Origin of the sequence: Cyanobium sp. T1B-Tous (assembly GCF_024345475.1) — a bacterium.
In the GTDB taxonomy this organism is placed as follows: Bacteria; Cyanobacteriota; Cyanobacteriia; order PCC-6307; family Cyanobiaceae; genus Cyanobium_A.
This window is the reverse complement of the sequence record NZ_JAGQBE010000004.1, coordinates 60,539-76,520: the sequence shown is the minus strand read 5'-3', so window position 1 is coordinate 76,520 and position 15,982 is coordinate 60,539. Positions and strand designations below refer to the sequence as shown.

The 15,982-nt window shown below is 68.3% G+C and carries 16 protein-coding genes and 1 tRNA gene; 6 read left to right on the top strand and 11 right to left on the bottom strand.

The annotated features are described in order from the left end of the window. Positions 1–4: 4 nt before the first annotated feature. From pth to psbH, 3 genes are read right to left on the bottom strand one after another with little or no spacing between them, the layout of a single operon-like run. Positions 5–640 (bottom strand): aminoacyl-tRNA hydrolase, encoded by a 636-nt coding sequence (gene pth, locus KBY71_RS01940; RefSeq protein WP_254927305.1) that lies wholly within the window; start codon positions 638–640, stop codon positions 5–7. 6 nt (positions 641–646) lie between these two features. Further along, the gene (locus KBY71_RS01935; RefSeq protein WP_254927304.1) at positions 647–994 is read right to left on the bottom strand and encodes a TatA/E family twin arginine-targeting protein translocase; all 348 of its coding nucleotides are present in this window, start codon (positions 992–994) and stop codon (positions 647–649) included. Positions 995–1,029: 35 nt separating this feature from the next. Beyond that, positions 1,030–1,230, bottom strand: a complete 201-nt coding sequence (gene psbH / locus KBY71_RS01930) for a photosystem II reaction center phosphoprotein PsbH (protein ID WP_190388692.1) — start codon at positions 1,228–1,230, stop codon at positions 1,030–1,032. 121 nt (positions 1,231–1,351) lie between these two features. Here psbH and psbN point away from each other — a divergent pair, with 121 nt between their 5' ends. Beyond that, positions 1,352–1,504, top strand: a complete 153-nt coding sequence (gene psbN, locus KBY71_RS01925; RefSeq protein ID WP_094559147.1) for a photosystem II reaction center protein PsbN — start codon at positions 1,352–1,354, stop codon at positions 1,502–1,504. Between the two features lie 3 nt (positions 1,505–1,507). On the opposite strand, the gene KBY71_RS01920 is transcribed toward psbN, so the two are convergent. Continuing rightward, positions 1,508–4,438 (bottom strand): glycoside hydrolase family 38 C-terminal domain-containing protein, encoded by a 2,931-nt coding sequence (locus KBY71_RS01920; RefSeq protein WP_254927303.1) that lies wholly within the window; start codon positions 4,436–4,438, stop codon positions 1,508–1,510. 114 nt (positions 4,439–4,552) lie between these two features. Here KBY71_RS01920 and KBY71_RS01915 point away from each other — a divergent pair, with 114 nt between their 5' ends. Next, positions 4,553–4,672, top strand: coding sequence for a photosystem II reaction center protein I (locus KBY71_RS01915; protein ID WP_006172424.1), 120 nt, complete (start codon positions 4,553–4,555; stop codon positions 4,670–4,672). A gap of 343 nt (positions 4,673–5,015) precedes the next feature. Beyond that, positions 5,016–7,370, top strand: a complete 2,355-nt coding sequence (locus KBY71_RS01910) for a DUF3769 domain-containing protein (RefSeq protein WP_254927302.1) — start codon at positions 5,016–5,018, stop codon at positions 7,368–7,370. Here the strand turns inward: KBY71_RS01910 and KBY71_RS01905 are convergent. The 6 genes from KBY71_RS01905 to KBY71_RS01880 all read right to left on the bottom strand — a co-directional run bounded on the left by KBY71_RS01905 (position 7,357) and on the right by KBY71_RS01880 (position 13,410). Beyond that, the gene (locus KBY71_RS01905) at positions 7,357–7,971 is read right to left on the bottom strand and encodes a 3-isopropylmalate dehydratase small subunit 2 (RefSeq protein WP_254927301.1); all 615 of its coding nucleotides are present in this window, start codon (positions 7,969–7,971) and stop codon (positions 7,357–7,359) included. The two genes, KBY71_RS01910 and KBY71_RS01905, sit on opposite strands and share 14 nt — an antisense overlap. Before the next feature lie 75 nt (positions 7,972–8,046). Continuing rightward, positions 8,047–9,456 carry a 3-isopropylmalate dehydratase large subunit gene (leuC, locus tag KBY71_RS01900; protein WP_254927300.1) on the bottom strand — a complete coding sequence of 470 codons (1,410 nt, stop codon included), beginning with the start codon at positions 9,454–9,456 and terminating at the stop codon, positions 8,047–8,049. 29 nt (positions 9,457–9,485) lie between these two features. Further along, positions 9,486–10,754 carry a competence/damage-inducible protein A gene (locus KBY71_RS01895; RefSeq protein WP_254927299.1) on the bottom strand — a complete coding sequence of 423 codons (1,269 nt, stop codon included), beginning with the start codon at positions 10,752–10,754 and terminating at the stop codon, positions 9,486–9,488. Between the two features lie 4 nt (positions 10,755–10,758). Further along, the gene (locus tag KBY71_RS01890) at positions 10,759–11,856 is read right to left on the bottom strand and encodes a glycosyltransferase family 4 protein (RefSeq protein WP_254927298.1); all 1,098 of its coding nucleotides are present in this window, start codon (positions 11,854–11,856) and stop codon (positions 10,759–10,761) included. Positions 11,857–11,920: 64 nt separating this feature from the next. Next, positions 11,921–13,210 carry a serine hydroxymethyltransferase gene (gene glyA / locus KBY71_RS01885; protein ID WP_254927297.1) on the bottom strand — a complete coding sequence of 430 codons (1,290 nt, stop codon included), beginning with the start codon at positions 13,208–13,210 and terminating at the stop codon, positions 11,921–11,923. 126 nt (positions 13,211–13,336) lie between these two features. Further along, positions 13,337–13,410, bottom strand: a tRNA-Arg gene (locus KBY71_RS01880). 55 nt (positions 13,411–13,465) lie between these two features. Between KBY71_RS01880 and KBY71_RS01875 the strand changes: the two genes are divergently transcribed. The 3 genes from KBY71_RS01875 to KBY71_RS01865 are packed head-to-tail and all read left to right on the top strand — an operon-like array spanning position 13,466 to position 14,311. Continuing rightward, positions 13,466–13,732 carry a hypothetical protein gene (locus KBY71_RS01875; protein WP_254927296.1) on the top strand — a complete coding sequence of 89 codons (267 nt, stop codon included), beginning with the start codon at positions 13,466–13,468 and terminating at the stop codon, positions 13,730–13,732. A gap of 3 nt (positions 13,733–13,735) precedes the next feature. Next, complete coding sequence (locus KBY71_RS01870; protein ID WP_254927295.1) at positions 13,736–14,026, top strand: DUF3181 family protein; 291 nt, start codon at positions 13,736–13,738, stop codon at positions 14,024–14,026. A 24-nt stretch (positions 14,027–14,050) separates the two neighbouring features. Next, positions 14,051–14,311, top strand: a complete 261-nt coding sequence (locus tag KBY71_RS01865) for a cytochrome-c oxidase (RefSeq protein WP_254927294.1) — start codon at positions 14,051–14,053, stop codon at positions 14,309–14,311. On the opposite strand, the gene murJ is transcribed toward KBY71_RS01865, so the two are convergent. Further along, a complete protein-coding gene (murJ, locus tag KBY71_RS01860; protein WP_254927293.1) occupies positions 14,308–15,930 on the bottom strand; it encodes a murein biosynthesis integral membrane protein MurJ in 1,623 nt (540 codons plus the stop codon). The genes KBY71_RS01865 and murJ overlap by 4 nt on opposite strands. Positions 15,931–15,982 lie beyond the last annotated feature (52 nt).

Sequence of the window (15,982 nt, the reverse complement as noted above, 5' to 3'; positions counted from 1 at the left end):
CGACTCAGGCTGGAGCGCCTTCCGGCTGAAAACTGTTGAGACGGTTACCGGCCCGCTCCAGGCCCAGGCGCTGGATCAGGCCAATGCCGGCCTCCACTTCAGTGAGCACCGCCTCCAGCAGGGGCTGCTCGGCGGCACTGAAGCGTCCCAGCACGTGACCCACGGTGCGGGCCCTGCGTTCGGCGGGATCCTCGGCCGGGGCACCGATCCCGATGCGCAGCCGCGGAAAATCCTGGGTGCCCAGATGGCTGATGGTGCTGCGCAATCCGTTGTGCCCCCCGGCACTGCCAGAGGCCCGCAGGCGCAACTTGCCCAGGGGGAGATCCATGTCGTCCACCACCACCAGCAGCTGGGAGGGCGCCAGATCAAACCAGTCGAGGGCCGCCCGAATCGAGCGACCGCTCTCGTTCATGAAGGTCTGGGGCATCAACAGACGCAATCGGCTGGTGCCCTGACCCACCTCGGCCAACAGCCCCTGCAACTTGGCCTGCTGGCGAAACGTCGTGCCCGCTGCAGCGGCCAGCCGCTCGAGCGCCATGAAGCCGACGTTGTGTCGGGTGTCGGCGTACTTGGCACCGGGATTGCCCAGGCCCACCACCAGGTGCAAAGCCGAGGGCGGCACTGGACTGGCGGAGGTCACCAAAGCTCAGGCGACAGGCCCATCAACCGGCTGGCCTTCCATCGGCTGGGCTCCCATCGGCTGGTCGGACACCGGCTGGTCGGCAACAGGCTGATCGGCAACAGGCTGATCATTCAGCGACTGATCGGAGACCATGACCGCCTGGGGTGTTGCCGAGGCCTCGGTTGAGGCCACATCCAGTGTGGTGATCGCCGAGCGGAATTCCTTTTCAAATTCCGAGGAGGCCGACTGGAAACCCTTGAGGGTCCTCCCCAGGGTCTTGCCCAGCTCAGGCAGACGCTTGGGGCCAAACACCAGCAGCCCGATGGCGGCAATCACCGCCAGTTCCGGGAGGCCAATGCCGAACACGTTCATGGGGAGGGGGTTGGGTCGGAGCGGAGCTCAGGGGCTCAGCCGAGGCCGTTCCAGTTAACGGTGATGCCCTCGAGCAGGAGGGACTTGTTGTACAGCTGGAGGATCACCAGCAGGAACACCAGGAAGAGCACCATGAAAATGCCCATCACGGGCGTGGTGCCCCAACCGGGAACAACTTTCCCGTACTCGGAATTGAGCGGGCGCAGGATGTCTCCGAGGCGGGTGCGTTGGGCCATGTCTGCTGGAGCCTCTCGGGCATGGATTCGCTCTCGTTACTGTAAGGGCCTTGCGTGCCGCGCCGCGGCGAGCCGTCGAGAGTTGTGACGCAACCCGTCACCTGCACCCCGTTTTCCCTCCATGGATCCCACCGCCACCACCAGCTCCCCGGCCCTCTCCGTGGCCCTTGCCGTGCTGGCGGTGCTCCTGGCCCTCACCGGATTCGGGGTGTACCAGGCCTTCGGCCCCCCCTCCAAGGGCCTCACCGATCCCTTCGACGACCACGACGACTGATCCCTACGGCCCAGTCCAACGCAGCCGCCAGAAGCCCAGGCTCCAGGGGGCCAGCAGCGAGGGATCACCACCAGGCCTCTGGTCTGGTGGCAGCGGTTGATCCAGGCCATCCACGCGCTGCAGCACTTGCCAGGACGGGCCGAGTTGGAGCTGGCGCCGGCAGGGAGAACAGTTCTGCACGCTGAGCACGAGGGTGCCGTCGTCGCCTGAGCGCCGGCAGCCCAGCAGCACGAGCCCCTCGCCCAGGGGGGGCAGGCCCTGACGCCGCCCATCCCGGCCCTGGGCCCCCGCCGGCCGCAGCCAGAGGGGCTCGCGAAACGCCACCGCCTGCTGGGGCACCTGGCCCGAGCTCCAGCCCAAGGGGCAGGGCAGCAGGGCGAGGCGCAGGCGCTGGTCGCCGTTGTCGGCGCCCGGATCGGGCCAGGTGGGGCCCCGCAACAGGGACACCCCCAGCTGCTCCGGGCTGGCCGAAACGCCCTGGGGCCCGTCGAGCAGCACCGCCAGGCCGCCGCCGACGGCCGCCACCGAGGCCAGCCAGCTGATCGCCGGCACCTCCCAGCGGGCCTGCTCCCGGGCCGTCAGAGCCTCAGCCGGCCGCTCCAGCACCCCTGCGGAGGTGTCGGCGGCCCAACGCTGGGCCGGGGCCGCCAGGGGAATCTCCAGGCGCAGCAGCTCATGGCGCTGGCGCCAGTCGACGCGGAGGATCAGCTCCAGCCAGGGGCTGTTGGCCAGGAGTCTCCCCTCCAGGCGCACCGCACTGGCACCACAGCGGCCTCGCCAGAGAAAGCTCGTGCAGAGCGGTCCCTGTTCCAGCCAGCTCGGCTCGCCCTGCCAGGTCCAGTCGAGCGGATGGTCCCGGTAGTCGGCGGCGATGTCCCAGGCATCCCAGAACTCGCCGCGATCGCCAAAGCGCCGCCAGGCCAGGGGGCCGGCCAGCTGGGGGGCGCCGGCGGTATCCCAGAGCTGCTCGAGGCCCCTGGGGCCCAGCTCGAAACTCACCAGGCCGTTGCCGCAGCGCCAGCCCTCCACCCACACCAGTCCCTCCACCGGGGCCGCAGGCGCGACCACGGCGGGCCCGCTTGGGGTGCGCGTCAGGGGCAGGGCCTCCACTCCCGCCAGGGCCGGCACCTGGACCCACTGGCCACCGCTCCGGGCCGACTGCGCGGGCAAGCCGATGCCGCCGTGGCTCCAGCCACCTGGGGGCACCCGCAGGGTGCGGGCCCGGGCGGCCAAGGGCTGCAACTGGGCGACCCACCATCCCGAACCACCCCCCAGCCAGGCGTGCAGAGCGCGATCCCGCTGCCGGCCAGCGCTGCGGCGGGCCGCACGCCACTGGGGCTCGGCCTGCTCGAACACCTCTGGAATCGAGGTGCCGGGAAGGATGTCATGGAACTGCTGAAACAGCAGCGGACGCCAATCCACCGGAGCCGCCGCGGCGTCCGCTCCAACACAGCTCGCCGCGAGGGCCTGAGCCAGATCCGCCTCCCGCAGCAGGCGCTCCAGGGTGCGGTTGTGGCGTTTCTGATCCGGCCGCGACGTGGCACAGCCGCGATGCAGCTCCAGGTAGAGCTCATCGCGCCACACCGGCAACCCGGAGGCCAGTGGTTCCAGCTCGGCCAGGTAGGCGCGAAGGCTGCCATGGCGCTGGGGCGCGGCCTGGGGCTGCTGCTGCCAGAGCCGCAGCTGCTCGAGCATTTCAGCGGTGGGGCCGCCGCCGTGGTCACCGACCCCCGGCAGCCAGAGGGCCTCGTCCACCCCCGTCGCCCCTCGCCAGGCCAGCCGATACCGCTCCATGGCCACCGGATCCCCATCGGTGCCGATCGGGGCGGTCATCAGGGCAAGCAGCTCGGCACCACAGCGGCTGCGCCAGCGAAACAGCCGGTGGGGGAAAGGGTTGGTGGCGTTCCAGAAGAGCTTGTGGGTGCAGAACCAGCGCACACCGGTGCTGGGGGCCACGGCCGGCAGGCCGGCCGCAAACCCGAAGCTGTCCGGCAGCCAGGCCAGCGGGTGCTCCAACCCGGGAAAGGTGGCGGCGCTGTACTGCTGGCCCAACTGGAACTGGCGCAGCAGCGAAGCGCCACTGATCAGCACGCAATCGCTCTCCACCCAAGGGCCGTTGAGCGGCTCGAAGCGACCGGCGGCAACGGCCTGCTGCAGGCGGGCAAACAGGGCCGGCCTGTTCTGCTCCAGCCAGGCATAAAGGGCTGGCGTGGAGTGGCCGAAGTGGAGCTCCTTGAAGCGCTCGATCAGATCGAGGGCGGAGGCGAAGGTGCGCTCGGCGGCCTGCCAGGTGTCCGCCACAGGCCACAGCCAGGCCAGATCCAAATGGGCATGCCCGAGCACGTGAAATCCCCCCGCCAGGGACTGGTCAGCCCGCAGCGCGGCCAGCTCGGCCTTGGTCTCGCCCAGCAGATCCGCCGGGTCGGCCGGATCGAGGGGTTCGAGCTCCAGGCGGCTTTCAATCAGGGCCCCATCGTCGTGCAGGGGACTGCGCAGCCGCAGCTCCAGCTGCAGCACCTCCCCCTGCCACCAGCGCTGCGGAACGACCCAGCGGCAGGCGGTGTCAAACAGGTCGCCGGCATGCACGGGCTCGCCGTCCACCCGCAGTTCCACCTGGTCAGCCCACCAGCGCAGCACCAGCCGGGCCTGAGCCACTGGAGCCGGGCGTTGCAACTGCCGCCAGGCCCCTGGGCAGACCAGATCCAGGGTCAGCCGCTGCCACTGCCCCCCCCGGGGCCAGATCACCAGCCCACGCGCTTGCCAATCAGGTCGATGGTGCGCGCCCCAGGGATCGTCCAGAGCTGGCCCCTGACCCCCATCGGTGCGCTCGCCGCTCCAGAGCGGCTGCAGATCCCAGCGGCCCCCCGAGGGGCAGGAACGTGACTGAAACGTTTCAATCCGGGGGGGCTGCCCTGCTGCAGAGGCCTCAGGCATCGTTGGATGGCAAGCCAAGTCCCATAGGATGATCCCGCTGTCGCGGGGTCGGCCAGGCCCTTCCAAGCGCCTGTCACTCCCTGTCACCCGCTCGCCGTTCCCCAAGGCCGAACCATGCTCGCCCTCAAGATCTCGGTTTATTCGGTCGTCTTCTTCTTTATCGGGATCTTCGTCTTCGGTTTCCTGGCCAGCGATCCCAGCCGGACCCCGAGCCGCAAGGACCTCGAAGACTGAGGTCATTTAGGCGTCTGAGGTCGCTTTGAGCTCAGTCTCCGAGCAGTGTTCAGTCTCCAACCAGCACTCGGTCGGGGATCAGAGTTTTGTTTCTGACAAGAGCCCCGGCCCCCCATTCCGCCTGAGATCCAACTGGCCACCGCAACCGGTAGCGATCCGAATCCCTGTGGGATGATCCTGGTTGAAGGGTGACTGGCCGCCAATCCGTTGTGAACGCCAGTGGTACCCCCGCTCCCGTATTGCGGACTCGAGAAGAATTCAGGGGCCGATGACCTTGGATTTTCTTCAGCTCCTCAAGACCATTCCATGGCCTGAACGCCCTGCCCGCTGCCTGAGGCGGGTGATGCTGCCCAGCGCGATCCTGCCGGCCATCCTCTGGCCTGCCGCACTGGTCGCGGCGGCCCCAGCCATGTCGCCTTCCCGGGCGGCGCCAACGGCGGCGACCCCAATGCCTCCCCCGTTGCCCACACCCACCTTTGTGGTGGTCCGCGCCGATCAACAGGGCTACGACCAGCAACTCGGCCGCTTCGTGGCCACAGGCAACGTGGAGGCCGAGTTCAACGGCTGGCGACTCCTCGCCGACCGGGTGGAGCTGGCGGAACGCAGCCGCAGTGTGTTTGCCTCCGGCCGCATTCGACTGACCAAGGGCGATCAATATCTCCAGGCCAGTCGCCTGCGCTACAGCGACTGGGAAGCCACCGGCGAAATTGACGATGTCTATGGCGTCATCGACCAGGACACCCTGGCCCGGGATGCCCAGTCAGGAGCCGCCACGCCGGCTTCCGTGAAGCCGGGGCCGGCCTTCGCCTGCCCCCAGCTCACGGCGGATCCCCGGGGGCGCACCGTGGTGCGGGTGGTGCCGCCGGGTCGCATCGGCCTGCCGACCATGCCGGCCCCGGATGGCTGCCCAGGGAGTGAGCTTTCCAAGCCCGTTCTCCCCCTGGAGCAGGTTTTGGAATCGGTGGCGTTCGGTCCTCCGCAGACGGGTGCCGAGACCCCTCAACCCACCAGCCCATCCTCCGCACTCAGTTCATCCCCGGAGACCAAACCCTCGCCGGGCACAACTGGTCCCTCGTCGAGCAAGGTGGACCCACGGGTGCGCAATGTGGCCTTTCAACAGAGCTGGAGCACCAGCTTGAAGCTGAATCTGGCCGCCGTGATCGACACCACCGATTCGCTCAACAGCGCGGGGCAGGGCTACCGCCCACCCACCAACCCAGCCGGAACCATCAGCCGCCTGCGTTTTCAAGGATCCCAAATCCGGATCCGGGGCAACCGCTGGACGGCCGAACAAATGGCCTTCACCAACGATCCCTTTACCCCCGCCGCCTCCTGGAGCCTGGCCCGCAAGGTGGTGGCCGTCATGGATGGGCGGGGAGTCACGCGGATCAACAGCCGCAGCACCCAGATCCTGCTGGACGACAAGGTCTCCTTGCCGGCCATCACCAACACGACGGTTGGCGCCGAAGAGGCGCGGTTTGCTTGGGATACCGACAAGGAAGATCGCGATGGCTTCTACATCGGCTACAACCTCGAGCCGATCCAACTGGGCCGCAGCGGCAGCCTGCAACTGCAGCCCCAACTGATGGTGCAGCGGGCCATCGAAGGCCGGACCAGCAGCTTCGTGCTGCCCGGGGAGAGTCTGGCCAGCCCTCCTGGAGAGCAAGGGGCCACCTTTGGCGACATGTTCGGCCTACTCGCCGCCCTCAACCTGCCAATGGGCTGGGCCTCCCTGGACGCTGAGGCCAGCCTGTCCACCTTGAATCCCGAGAATGTCCCCTCGGGCACCCGCAGCACCACCCGCTTCAGCGCCCCCCTGAACCTTCCTGGCCACGAGACGGCCAGCGCGGCATTGTTCGGTTCCTACCGGGAACGCATCTACAACGGCAGCTTGGGATTGCAGACCGTGGTGTACTCCTACGGAGCCAACCTCGCGGGCACAGCCGTCTTCAACCGGCCCAAACAACCGGTCGACAACAGCGGCCCTGAAGCTGAACCCCTGCGCCAGAAAGGCCCCTTTTTCACCCCGGTGACCCTCAACTGGGCGGCCCAATCCGGCAACTATCAAGCCACGCTCTTTGAAACCAACACCCTAGATACGCTTTGGCGCAGCTATGCCAATGTCGCGGTGAGCAGCACCCTGCAGCTCTGGCAGGGACGGGCCCTGGATGCCGGCGAAGATCCAGCGCGGGGACTTCGGTATTCACCGACCCCGGTGACTCCTGGATTCGGCCTGAATGTCGGCGCCAACGGCTATCTGGCCAGTTACAGCGATGGCGCCAACCAGAACACCCTCACCCTCTGGGGCGGCCCGAGCTTCACCATCGGCCAATTTGACAAGCCCTTCTTCGATTACACCCGGTTCTCCGCCTCCATCGCCGGCACGTTCCTCGGGGGCGCCAGTCCCTTCGGCTTTGATCGGGCGGTAGACCTGCGCACCCTGAGCTTCCAGGCCGCCCAACAGATCTATGGGCCGCTGGTGCTGGAGGCCGGCGCCACCTTCAACATCGACAACAACTCAGAGTTTTACGGTGATGTGTCCTATTCCTATGTGGAACTGAAGCTGCAACGCCGCTCCTACGAAGTCGGGGTTTACTACAGCCCCTACGACGGCATCGGCGGCATCCGGGTGAAGCTGAACGACTTCAACTTCGCAGGCACAGGCACCCCCTTCGTCCCGCGGCCTAGAAACCGTTGAGATAGGGCAGGGCTAGGGCGGTGCGCTCCAGCTCAGCGCCATGGGCCAAAAGCTGGGAGGTGGCATCCCACTGCCCGGTGAGCAACATCTGGCGGGGGCCGGCCTGGAGCTCCAGATCCCAGCGCTGACCGTCGGAGAACACGATGGCCGGAGGATCCAGCGACACCTCGAGCTCCTGGGCTGGAGCCGCCGCCAGGGCTGCCTGCAGGCTGAGCACGGCGTCATGGGAGGCCGTGAAACAGGGAATCCCCAGGGCCAGACAATTGCCGTAAAAAATCTCAGCGAAGCTCTCGCCCACCACCGCGCGGATCCCCCAGCGCATCAGGGCCTGGGGCGCATGTTCACGACTCGACCCGCAGCCGAAGTTGCGGTTCACCACCAGCAACGACGCCCCCTGGACCTCGGCCCGATCCAAGGGGTGCTCCCCAGGGCGTTCAGCCCGATCGTCGGCGAACACCTGCTCCCCGAGCCCATCGAAGGTGACGCACTTGAGGAAGCGGGCTGGAATGATCCGATCGGTGTCGATGTCGTCTCCGGCAACAACCACGGCACGGCCGCGGAGCCCGGTGATCGGACCCATGGGGAGGGAAGGGCTGGTCATCGCTGCTGGCACGGCAGGGGGTGGAACGCGTAGGGGGGAAGAAGGGGGGCTTGGGCCCAACAACAGAGCGGCGACTCAGACCGGCAACAGCTGGCGCACGTCGCTCACCTGGCCGGCAATGGCGGCCGCCGCCACCATGGCTGGGCTCATCAGCAAGGTGCGGCCGGTGGCGGAGCCCTGACGCCCCTTGAAGTTGCGATTGCTGGAGCTGGCGCTGATCTGACGGCCCTCCAGTCGGTCCGGGTTCATCGCCAAACACATGGAACAGCCAGGCTCACGCCACTCGAAGCCAGCGGCGGTGAAGACTTGGTCGAGGCCCTCCGCTTCGGCCGCCGCGGCCACCTGCTCACTGCCGGGCACCACAAACGCCTTGATGCCTGGAGCCACGTGCCGGCCCCGCGCCACCGCCGCCGCGGCCTGGAGGTCGGAGAGCCGGCCATTGGTGCAGCTGCCGATGAAGCACACATCCACGGGCGTGCCGGCAATGGGCGCGCCGGGCCGCAGATCCATGTAGCGGTAGGCCTCCTCCGCCAGGGGGCGCTCGTCAGGATCCACCTGCTCCAGGGTGGGCACGGTTTCGTCGACACCGATGCCCTGGCCGGGGGTAATGCCCCAGGTCACCGTGGGAGCGATCGAGGCGGCATCGAAGCGCACCTCGTCATCGAAAACGGCATCCGGGCCACTGGCCAGGCTGGTCCACCAGGCCACGGCCCGATCCCAGGCCTCACCACTGGGCGCACAGGGACGGCCCTGCAGATAGGCAAAGGTGACCGCGTCGGGATTGACGTAACCGCAGCGGGCGCCGCCCTCAATCGCCATGTTGCAGAGGGTCATGCGCTCCTCCATCGACAGGGCGTCGATGGCCGGACCGGCGAATTCATAGGCGTAGCCCACACCGCCCTTCACCCCCAGGGTGCGGATCACGTGCAGCACCAGATCCTTGGCATAGACCCCCGACTGCAGCTGCCCCTCCACCCAGAGACGCCGCACCTTGAGCTTGCCCATCGACAGGCTCTGGCTGGCCAGCACGTCGCGCACCTGGCTGGTGCCAATGCCAAAGGCAATGGCCCCGAAAGCGCCGTGGGTGGAGGTGTGGGAATCGCCGCAGGCCACGGTCATGCCTGGCTGGGTGAGGCCCAGCTCGGGGGCAATCACGTGCACGATGCCCTGGCGGCCGCTGCCGAGGCCGTGCAGGGTGATGCCATGGGCGGCGCAGTTGGCCTCCAGGGTGGCAAGCATCTCCTCGGCCAAGGGATCGGCAAAGGGCCGCGCCTGGGAGGTGGTGGGCACGATGTGATCCACCGTGGCCACGGTGCGCTCGGGATGGCGCACGGAGAGCCCCAGGTCCTTCAGGGCGGCGAAGGCCTGGGGGCTGGTCACCTCATGGATGAGGTGCAGACCGATGAACAGCTGGGTGGAGCCCCCCGGGAGCTCGGCGACCCGATGCAGATCCCAGACCTTGTCGTAGAGGGTGCCGGCACTCACGGATGACCCGTTCGACTGAGCAAACCAGCCTAAAGCTGCACCATCAGGCGGGAGCGCAGGCGCTGGAGCGCTTCTCCGGCCGTGAGGGCCTGGATCCAACTGCGCCTCCGGCTGGAGCCGAACCGCACCGCCTCGCTGCGGCTGCCGTCAGGCCCGGCCACGGCGATGTGCACGAGCCCCACGGGCTTCTCCGCCGTGCCGCCTCCCGGTCCGGCGATCCCGGTCACCGCGATCGCCCAGCTGGCGCCGGTGACCCGGCGGGCCCCCTCGGCCATGGCCAGCGCCACCGGATCGCTCACCGCGCCATGGCTGTCCAACAGCGCTGCGGGCACGCCCAGCAGCTCCTGCTTGACGGCGTTGGCGTAGGCGATCACCCCGCCCCGAAACACATCGGAAGCCCCCGGCACGGCCGCCAGCGCAGCTCCCAGTCCGCCACCCGTGCAGCTCTCGGCCACGGCCAGGCTCTCCCCCCGCCGCCGCAGCAGCTCGAGGACCACCGAAGCCAGGCTGTCGTCATCGACTCCAAAGCAGGCCGTGCCGGTGCGGGAGCGGATCTCGGCCTCCAGTGGGGCCAGCAGGGCCTGGGCCTCGGAGTCGCTGCCGGCGCGGGCCGTGAGGCGCAGCTTCACCTCACCGGCTCCGGCATAGGGCGCCAGGGTGGGGTTCTCGCCCTCGAGCAGATCCGCCATCTGCTCGGCCAGGGCCGACTCCGAGACCCCCCAGAAGCGCAGCATGCGACTGGCAAACACCCCCTCGGCCAAACCGGCAGCGCGCAACCAGGGCGCGGCGGTGGCGCGCCACATGGCCTCCATTTCACTGGGCACCCCGGGGAAGGTGAGCACGGTGAACCCCGGCTGGATTCCGGCTGCAGCGGGGGGAGTCCAGATCATGCCCGGCGCCGTGCCGGTCGGGTTGGGCAGCACCTGGGCTCCAGCGGGGAGGAAGGCCTGTTGGCGATTGCTGGGGGAGCACACCCGGCCCCGGGCATGGAGGCGGGCCTGGATCTCGGCCCAAATCTCGGGGTGCTCCACCAAGGGCGTGTCGAAGGCGGCCGCCAGGGCCTCGGTGGTGAGGTCGTCCGGGGTGGGGCCGAGGCCACCGGTGGTGATCAGCACCAGGCAGCGGCCGGCCGCCTCGCGCACCGCGGCCATCAGGCGCTCCCGGTTGTCGCCCACCACCGTCTGGCGGTGATGGGGGAGGCCGAGGGCGGCCAATTGCTCAGCCAGCCAGCGGGCATTGCCGTTGGTGATGTTGCCGAGCAGCAGCTCGGTGCCGATGCAGAGGATCTCGGCGCTCACGACCTCACGGCTCCGGGCTGGCGGGAAGCCGCTGCAGGGCCCGCCGGGTGCTCACCAGCACCCAGATCAACACGGCGGTGGCCAGGGCCAGCCAGAGGAAGCGCAGCTCCGCGTTCACCAGCACCAGCGCCAGGGACCCCAACCACTGGGTGAAGGCGTAGATCAACAACACCGTGCGGCGATGGCTCAGTCCACTGCGCAGCAGGCGGTGGTGCAGGTGACGCCGGTCGGGGTAGAAGGGGGAGTGGCCCTCGCTGAGGCGCCCCATGATCACCGCCGACATATCAGCCAGCGGCAGGGACAGAATCAGCAGGGGCAGCAGCAGGCTGACGCTGGTGAGCCCCTTGGCCGGGCCGACGATGCTGATCGCCGCCAGGGCGAAACCGAGGAAATAGGACCCCCCGTCCCCCATGAAAATGCGGGCTGGGTTGAAGTTGTGGCGCAGAAAGCCGAGGCAGCTGCCGGCGAGGGCGGACGCGAGCAGCCCAGCCGCTGGCTGGTGCAAGCTGAAACTCACCGACAGCAGGCCCACGGCGGCAATGCCACTCACGCCTGCCGCCAAGCCGTCGAGGCCATCGAGCCAGTTGATGGCGTTGGTGATCCCCACCAGCCAAATCAAGGTGGCGAGCAGACTCAACCAATCGGGCAACTGCAGCATCAGATCAGCCCCCCCCAACCAGCCCATGGGCAGCTCGATGCTGCCGATGCGCACCCCCTCGTTCCACACCACCATCGAAATCGCCAGCTGGCCAGCGAGGCGGGGCAGGGGGGGCAAGGCAAACAGGTCGTCCGCCAGACCGATCAGAAAAAAGCAGAGCGCCCCAGCCAGGGTGGTCCAGATCAGCTGGTCCTTTTCCAGGGGGAGGTTGGCAAAACCGCCAAAGGCCCAGGTGAGGCCCAGGGCCAGGCTGAAGGCGATGACAATGCCCACCCCACCCAGGCGCACCATGGGCGTGGTGTGCTGTTTGCGGGCATCGGGTGGGTCCACCAACCCCCAGCGCAGTCCGAGGCGACGCACCACAGGCACCACCAGCGCCGTCAACACGGCGGCCACGGCAAAGGTGAGCAGGGCGGCCGCGTTGGGGCTGTAGGCGAGGGTCACAGGACCAGACCGAAGGAAGCCGAAGGGCGGCCTTTGGGCCCCACCTTACGGACGTATGCCGGGATCAGGCGTGCTGCAGCTCACGCTCGGTGGCATAGAGGGGAAAGCGCCCGCACAGGGCCGCCACCCGCTCGCGGCAGCGCTGTTCGATGCCGGCGTCCTCGGGGTTGAGCAGGCGATCGGCGATCACATCGGCCACCTCGCGGAAGGCGACCTCGTCGAAGCCCCGGGTGGTGCAGGCTGCCGTGCCCAGGCGCAGGCCGCTGGTCACGAACGGCGACTGGGGATCGAAGGGCACCGTGTTCTTGTTGGCGGTGATGTGCACATCGCTCACCAACAGGTCGGCCACCTTGCCGGTCATGCCGATGCTGCGCAGATCCAGCAACACCAGGTGGTTGTCGGTGCCACCGCTCACCACGGCAATGCCCCGCTCCTGGATGCGGGCAGCCAGCGCCTGGGCATTGGCCACCACCTGCTGGCTGTAGACACGGAAGGAGGGCAGCAGGGCTTCGCCAAAAGCCACCGCCTTGGCGGCGATCACGTGCTCCAACGGACCACCCTGGCTGCCGGGGAACACGGCCTTGTCGAATTGCTTGCCGAACTCGGCGTCGCGGCAGAGGATCAGGCCGCCGCGGGGGCCGCGCAGGGTCTTGTGGGTGGTGGTGGTGACGACATCACACACCGGCACCGGGTTGGGGTGCACACCCGCCGCCACCAGGCCAGCGATGTGAGCCATGTCGGCGAGCAGATAGGCGCCCACCTCATCGGCGATGGCGCGGAAGGCCTGGAAATCAATCGTGCGGGGATAGGCGGAGTAGCCGCACACGATCAGCTTGGGCTTGTGGTCCAGGGCCAGCTGGCGGATCGCGTCGAAATTGAGCTGCTGGGTGTCGGGGTCGACGCCGTAGTGCACCGCCTTGAACCACTTGCCGCTCACATTCACCGGCGAGCCATGGGTGAGGTGGCCGCCGTGGCTGAGGTCCATGCCCAGGATCGTGTCGCCGGGCTGCAGGAGGGCCAGGAACACCGCGAAGTTGGCCTGGGCGCCGCTGTGGGGCTGCACGTTGGCCCAGGCGGCGCCGAACAGCTGCTTGGCCCGCTCGATCGCCAGTTCCTCGATCGCATCCACGTGCTCACAGCCGCCGTAGTAGCGCTTCGACGGCAGACCTTCGGCGTACTTGTTGGTGAGCACGGAGCCCTGGGCCTCCATCACGGCCCGGGAGGCAAAGTTTTCCGAAGCGATCAGCTCCAGGTGGGTTTCCTGCCGGCGAGCCTCCTGATCGATCAGCCCAGCAATGGCGGGATCGCCGGCAGCCAGGGACTGGTTGAGGGCAGCACCGCCGGAGTGGGCCATGGTGAGGGAACGCTTCGTTGCCCGATCGTAAGGAAGGGCCCCCGCAGCGGGGAGCTCGGTTGGGAACTGGCCACCGCTGGGCCATCAGACACAAAAAAACCGCCCGAAGGCGGTTTAGGAAGGAAGCGCGCCTGGAGAGATTCGAACTCCCGACCCTCTGATCCGTAGTCAGATGCTCTAATCCGCTGAGCTACAAGCGCATGGGCCCATTCTCACCGCACGGAGGGCCCATCCGTCAAATCCCTGCCCCTTCCCATGCCCATTCGCTGGTACGGCCCCGCCAACCCCGAAGACCCCACCTACAGGCACTTCGAGCGGATTGTGAACCTCACGCTCCACGCCGCCCTGTTCGCCGCCCTCAACAGCGGCCTCTGGGTGGTTCAGGAGCTGCGGCACCCCTGGAGTCACCTCAACTGGCTCAGCCTTGGCTGGCTGCTGGTGCTGCTGGTCCACGCCGGCGTGGTGGTGGCCCTGCGCCCAGGACCGGAACCCAAAAGCCCCCAGCCCACCCAGCAACCCTGAGCCATGACCCTCAATGCCGCCGACCTGAAGGAGCTCGAGCTGGCCCTCGCCGACCGGCTCTATCTGCAGGTGGCCAGCTGGCACCTCTACCTGGGCGATGCCGGCCTGGCCCAGACCCTGGCGATCGAGTGTTCCGCCCGACTCGACCAGGGGGCCGGCGTCTGCGCCAGGCAGGCCCTGGAAGCGGTGCAGGTGCCGATCGGTGGCGGGCCCACCCGACTGCCCCTGGCCCGGCTCGTGCCAGCCGGTCAGCTGCGCGATCTCGAAGAGGTGCTGGAACCGTTTTGCCGATAAGGTTGCGCCACCTGGCGACGGGCTGTGCTGGTCATTGAGGTCACCAACGCCCGCGAGGTGGTGCGTCAACGCATGGGCCGGCTCGGAAGCCGCCTGATCGGCAAGGTGGTGGATGCCGACGCCCAGGTGGAGAAAGCGCTCATCCAGGAACTGGAAACCGCCTTCAAGGAGTTCGGCATCGAAGCCCGGATCTTCTCGGTGGATGGGCCCCGCATGTTGGGGCGTTCCCATCTGGAGATCCCGGTGCAGGTTCGGGCGGAACGGGATGTGCGGTTGGACAGCTAGCGCCGCCCCAGACGCGGCAGGCGGCCCCGCACCTGGGACAGCAGATCCGTGACCTCAGGCACCTGGGCCAGGCTCGCCAGCACGCCATACACCAGCACGCCGACGCCCCCGGCGAAACCACACTCCAACAGGCGCCCCACCAAGCCCGAGGGCCAGGCCACCCCGGCCGCCAGACCCCAGGCCGCCAAACCGCCCAGCACGGCCGCACCGAACAACAGCAGGGTGTCGCGCAACCACAGCCGCAGGGGCAGTCCGCCCAGGCGGGCCTGGAGTGCCAGCAACAGCCCGACGCAGGTGATCAGGTTCACCGCCACCGTGGCCAGCACCAGACCCGCCGCACCGCAGTAGAGCCGGGGCAACAGCAGGCCCTGAACCGGCACCGGTCCGCCGACGAAGGCCCAGCAGAAGACGGCGTTCAGGCCAATGCCTGCCATCGACCAGCGGAACGGGGTGACCCCATCCCCGAGGGCATAAAACACGCGCACCAGCACGTCGCGGGCCAGATAGGCGGGCATGCCGATGCCATAGGCCATCAACAGGGTGCCCACCAGCTCGGCCGCACCGGCATTGAACGCCCCCCGCTCGTAGATCAAGGCCACGATCGGCACCGCCAGCCCCACCATCAGGGCGCCCAGCGGCAGCATGCTGGCGTTGGACAGCATCAAGCCCTGGCGGATGCGGCCGATCAGTTCGGGCCGGTCCTCTGGGGCCGTGAGCCGGGCATACACCGGCAGGAGCGGCACCAACAGGGCATTGGAGAGCAGCCCCAGGGGGGTCTGAACCAGGAGATTGGCGTAGCCGAGTCCGGCGGCCGCAGCCGGAATGCCGGAGGCGAAGAACAGCGACACGAACACATTGATCTGCAGCATCCCCGAGGAGAGGGTGGCGGGCCCCATCACCTGCAACACCTCACGCACCCCGGGATCCTTCCAGTCCCACACCAGCTGGAACCGGTGCAGCCCCTGGCGGGCCAGGGCCGGCAGCTGGATCAACCACTGCAACACCGCCCCCAGGGTGGTGGAGCCGGCCAGCACGACCCCACCCAGCACCGCCGTGGCGGGCAGGGTGATGGAGGCGCCGAGCTGCCACCAGAGCACGCCGATGCCAGCAATCACCGCCACGCTGGAGAGCAGGGGGCTCACCGAGGGCAGCCAGAACTCATCGGCCGCATTGAGGGCACCGAAGCCCAGCCCGATCAGCCCGGCGAACAGGGCCATGGGCGCCATCCAGCGCAACTGCAGGACGGCGATGTCGTGTCGGGTGGCATCCAGACCCGGACCCACCAGGGTGATCAGGGGGTCCGCAAAAATGAGCAGCAGCACGGTGACCCCGATCAGGCCCGTGCCCACGAGCGTGTTGATCGCCGCCAGCACATGGGCGCCCTCCTGGCGGGGCCGACGTGCCAGCACGCTCACCATGGCGCTGTGGAAGGGGCCATTGATGCCGCCCAGCAGGATCAGCAGAAAGCCCGGCAGCACATAGGCGTAGTTGTAGGCGTCGTAGGCCGCACCCACGCCGAAGGCCGCAGCGATGGCCTGCTGCCGCACCAGGCCGGCCACCTTGCTGAGGGCCGTGGCGAGCGCCACGACCAGGGCAATGCGCCTGAGGGACTTCGCCATCCGGTGGGGACCTGGGCCCTTGGAGTTGAGCGGCAGTATGGCTGGCACGCAA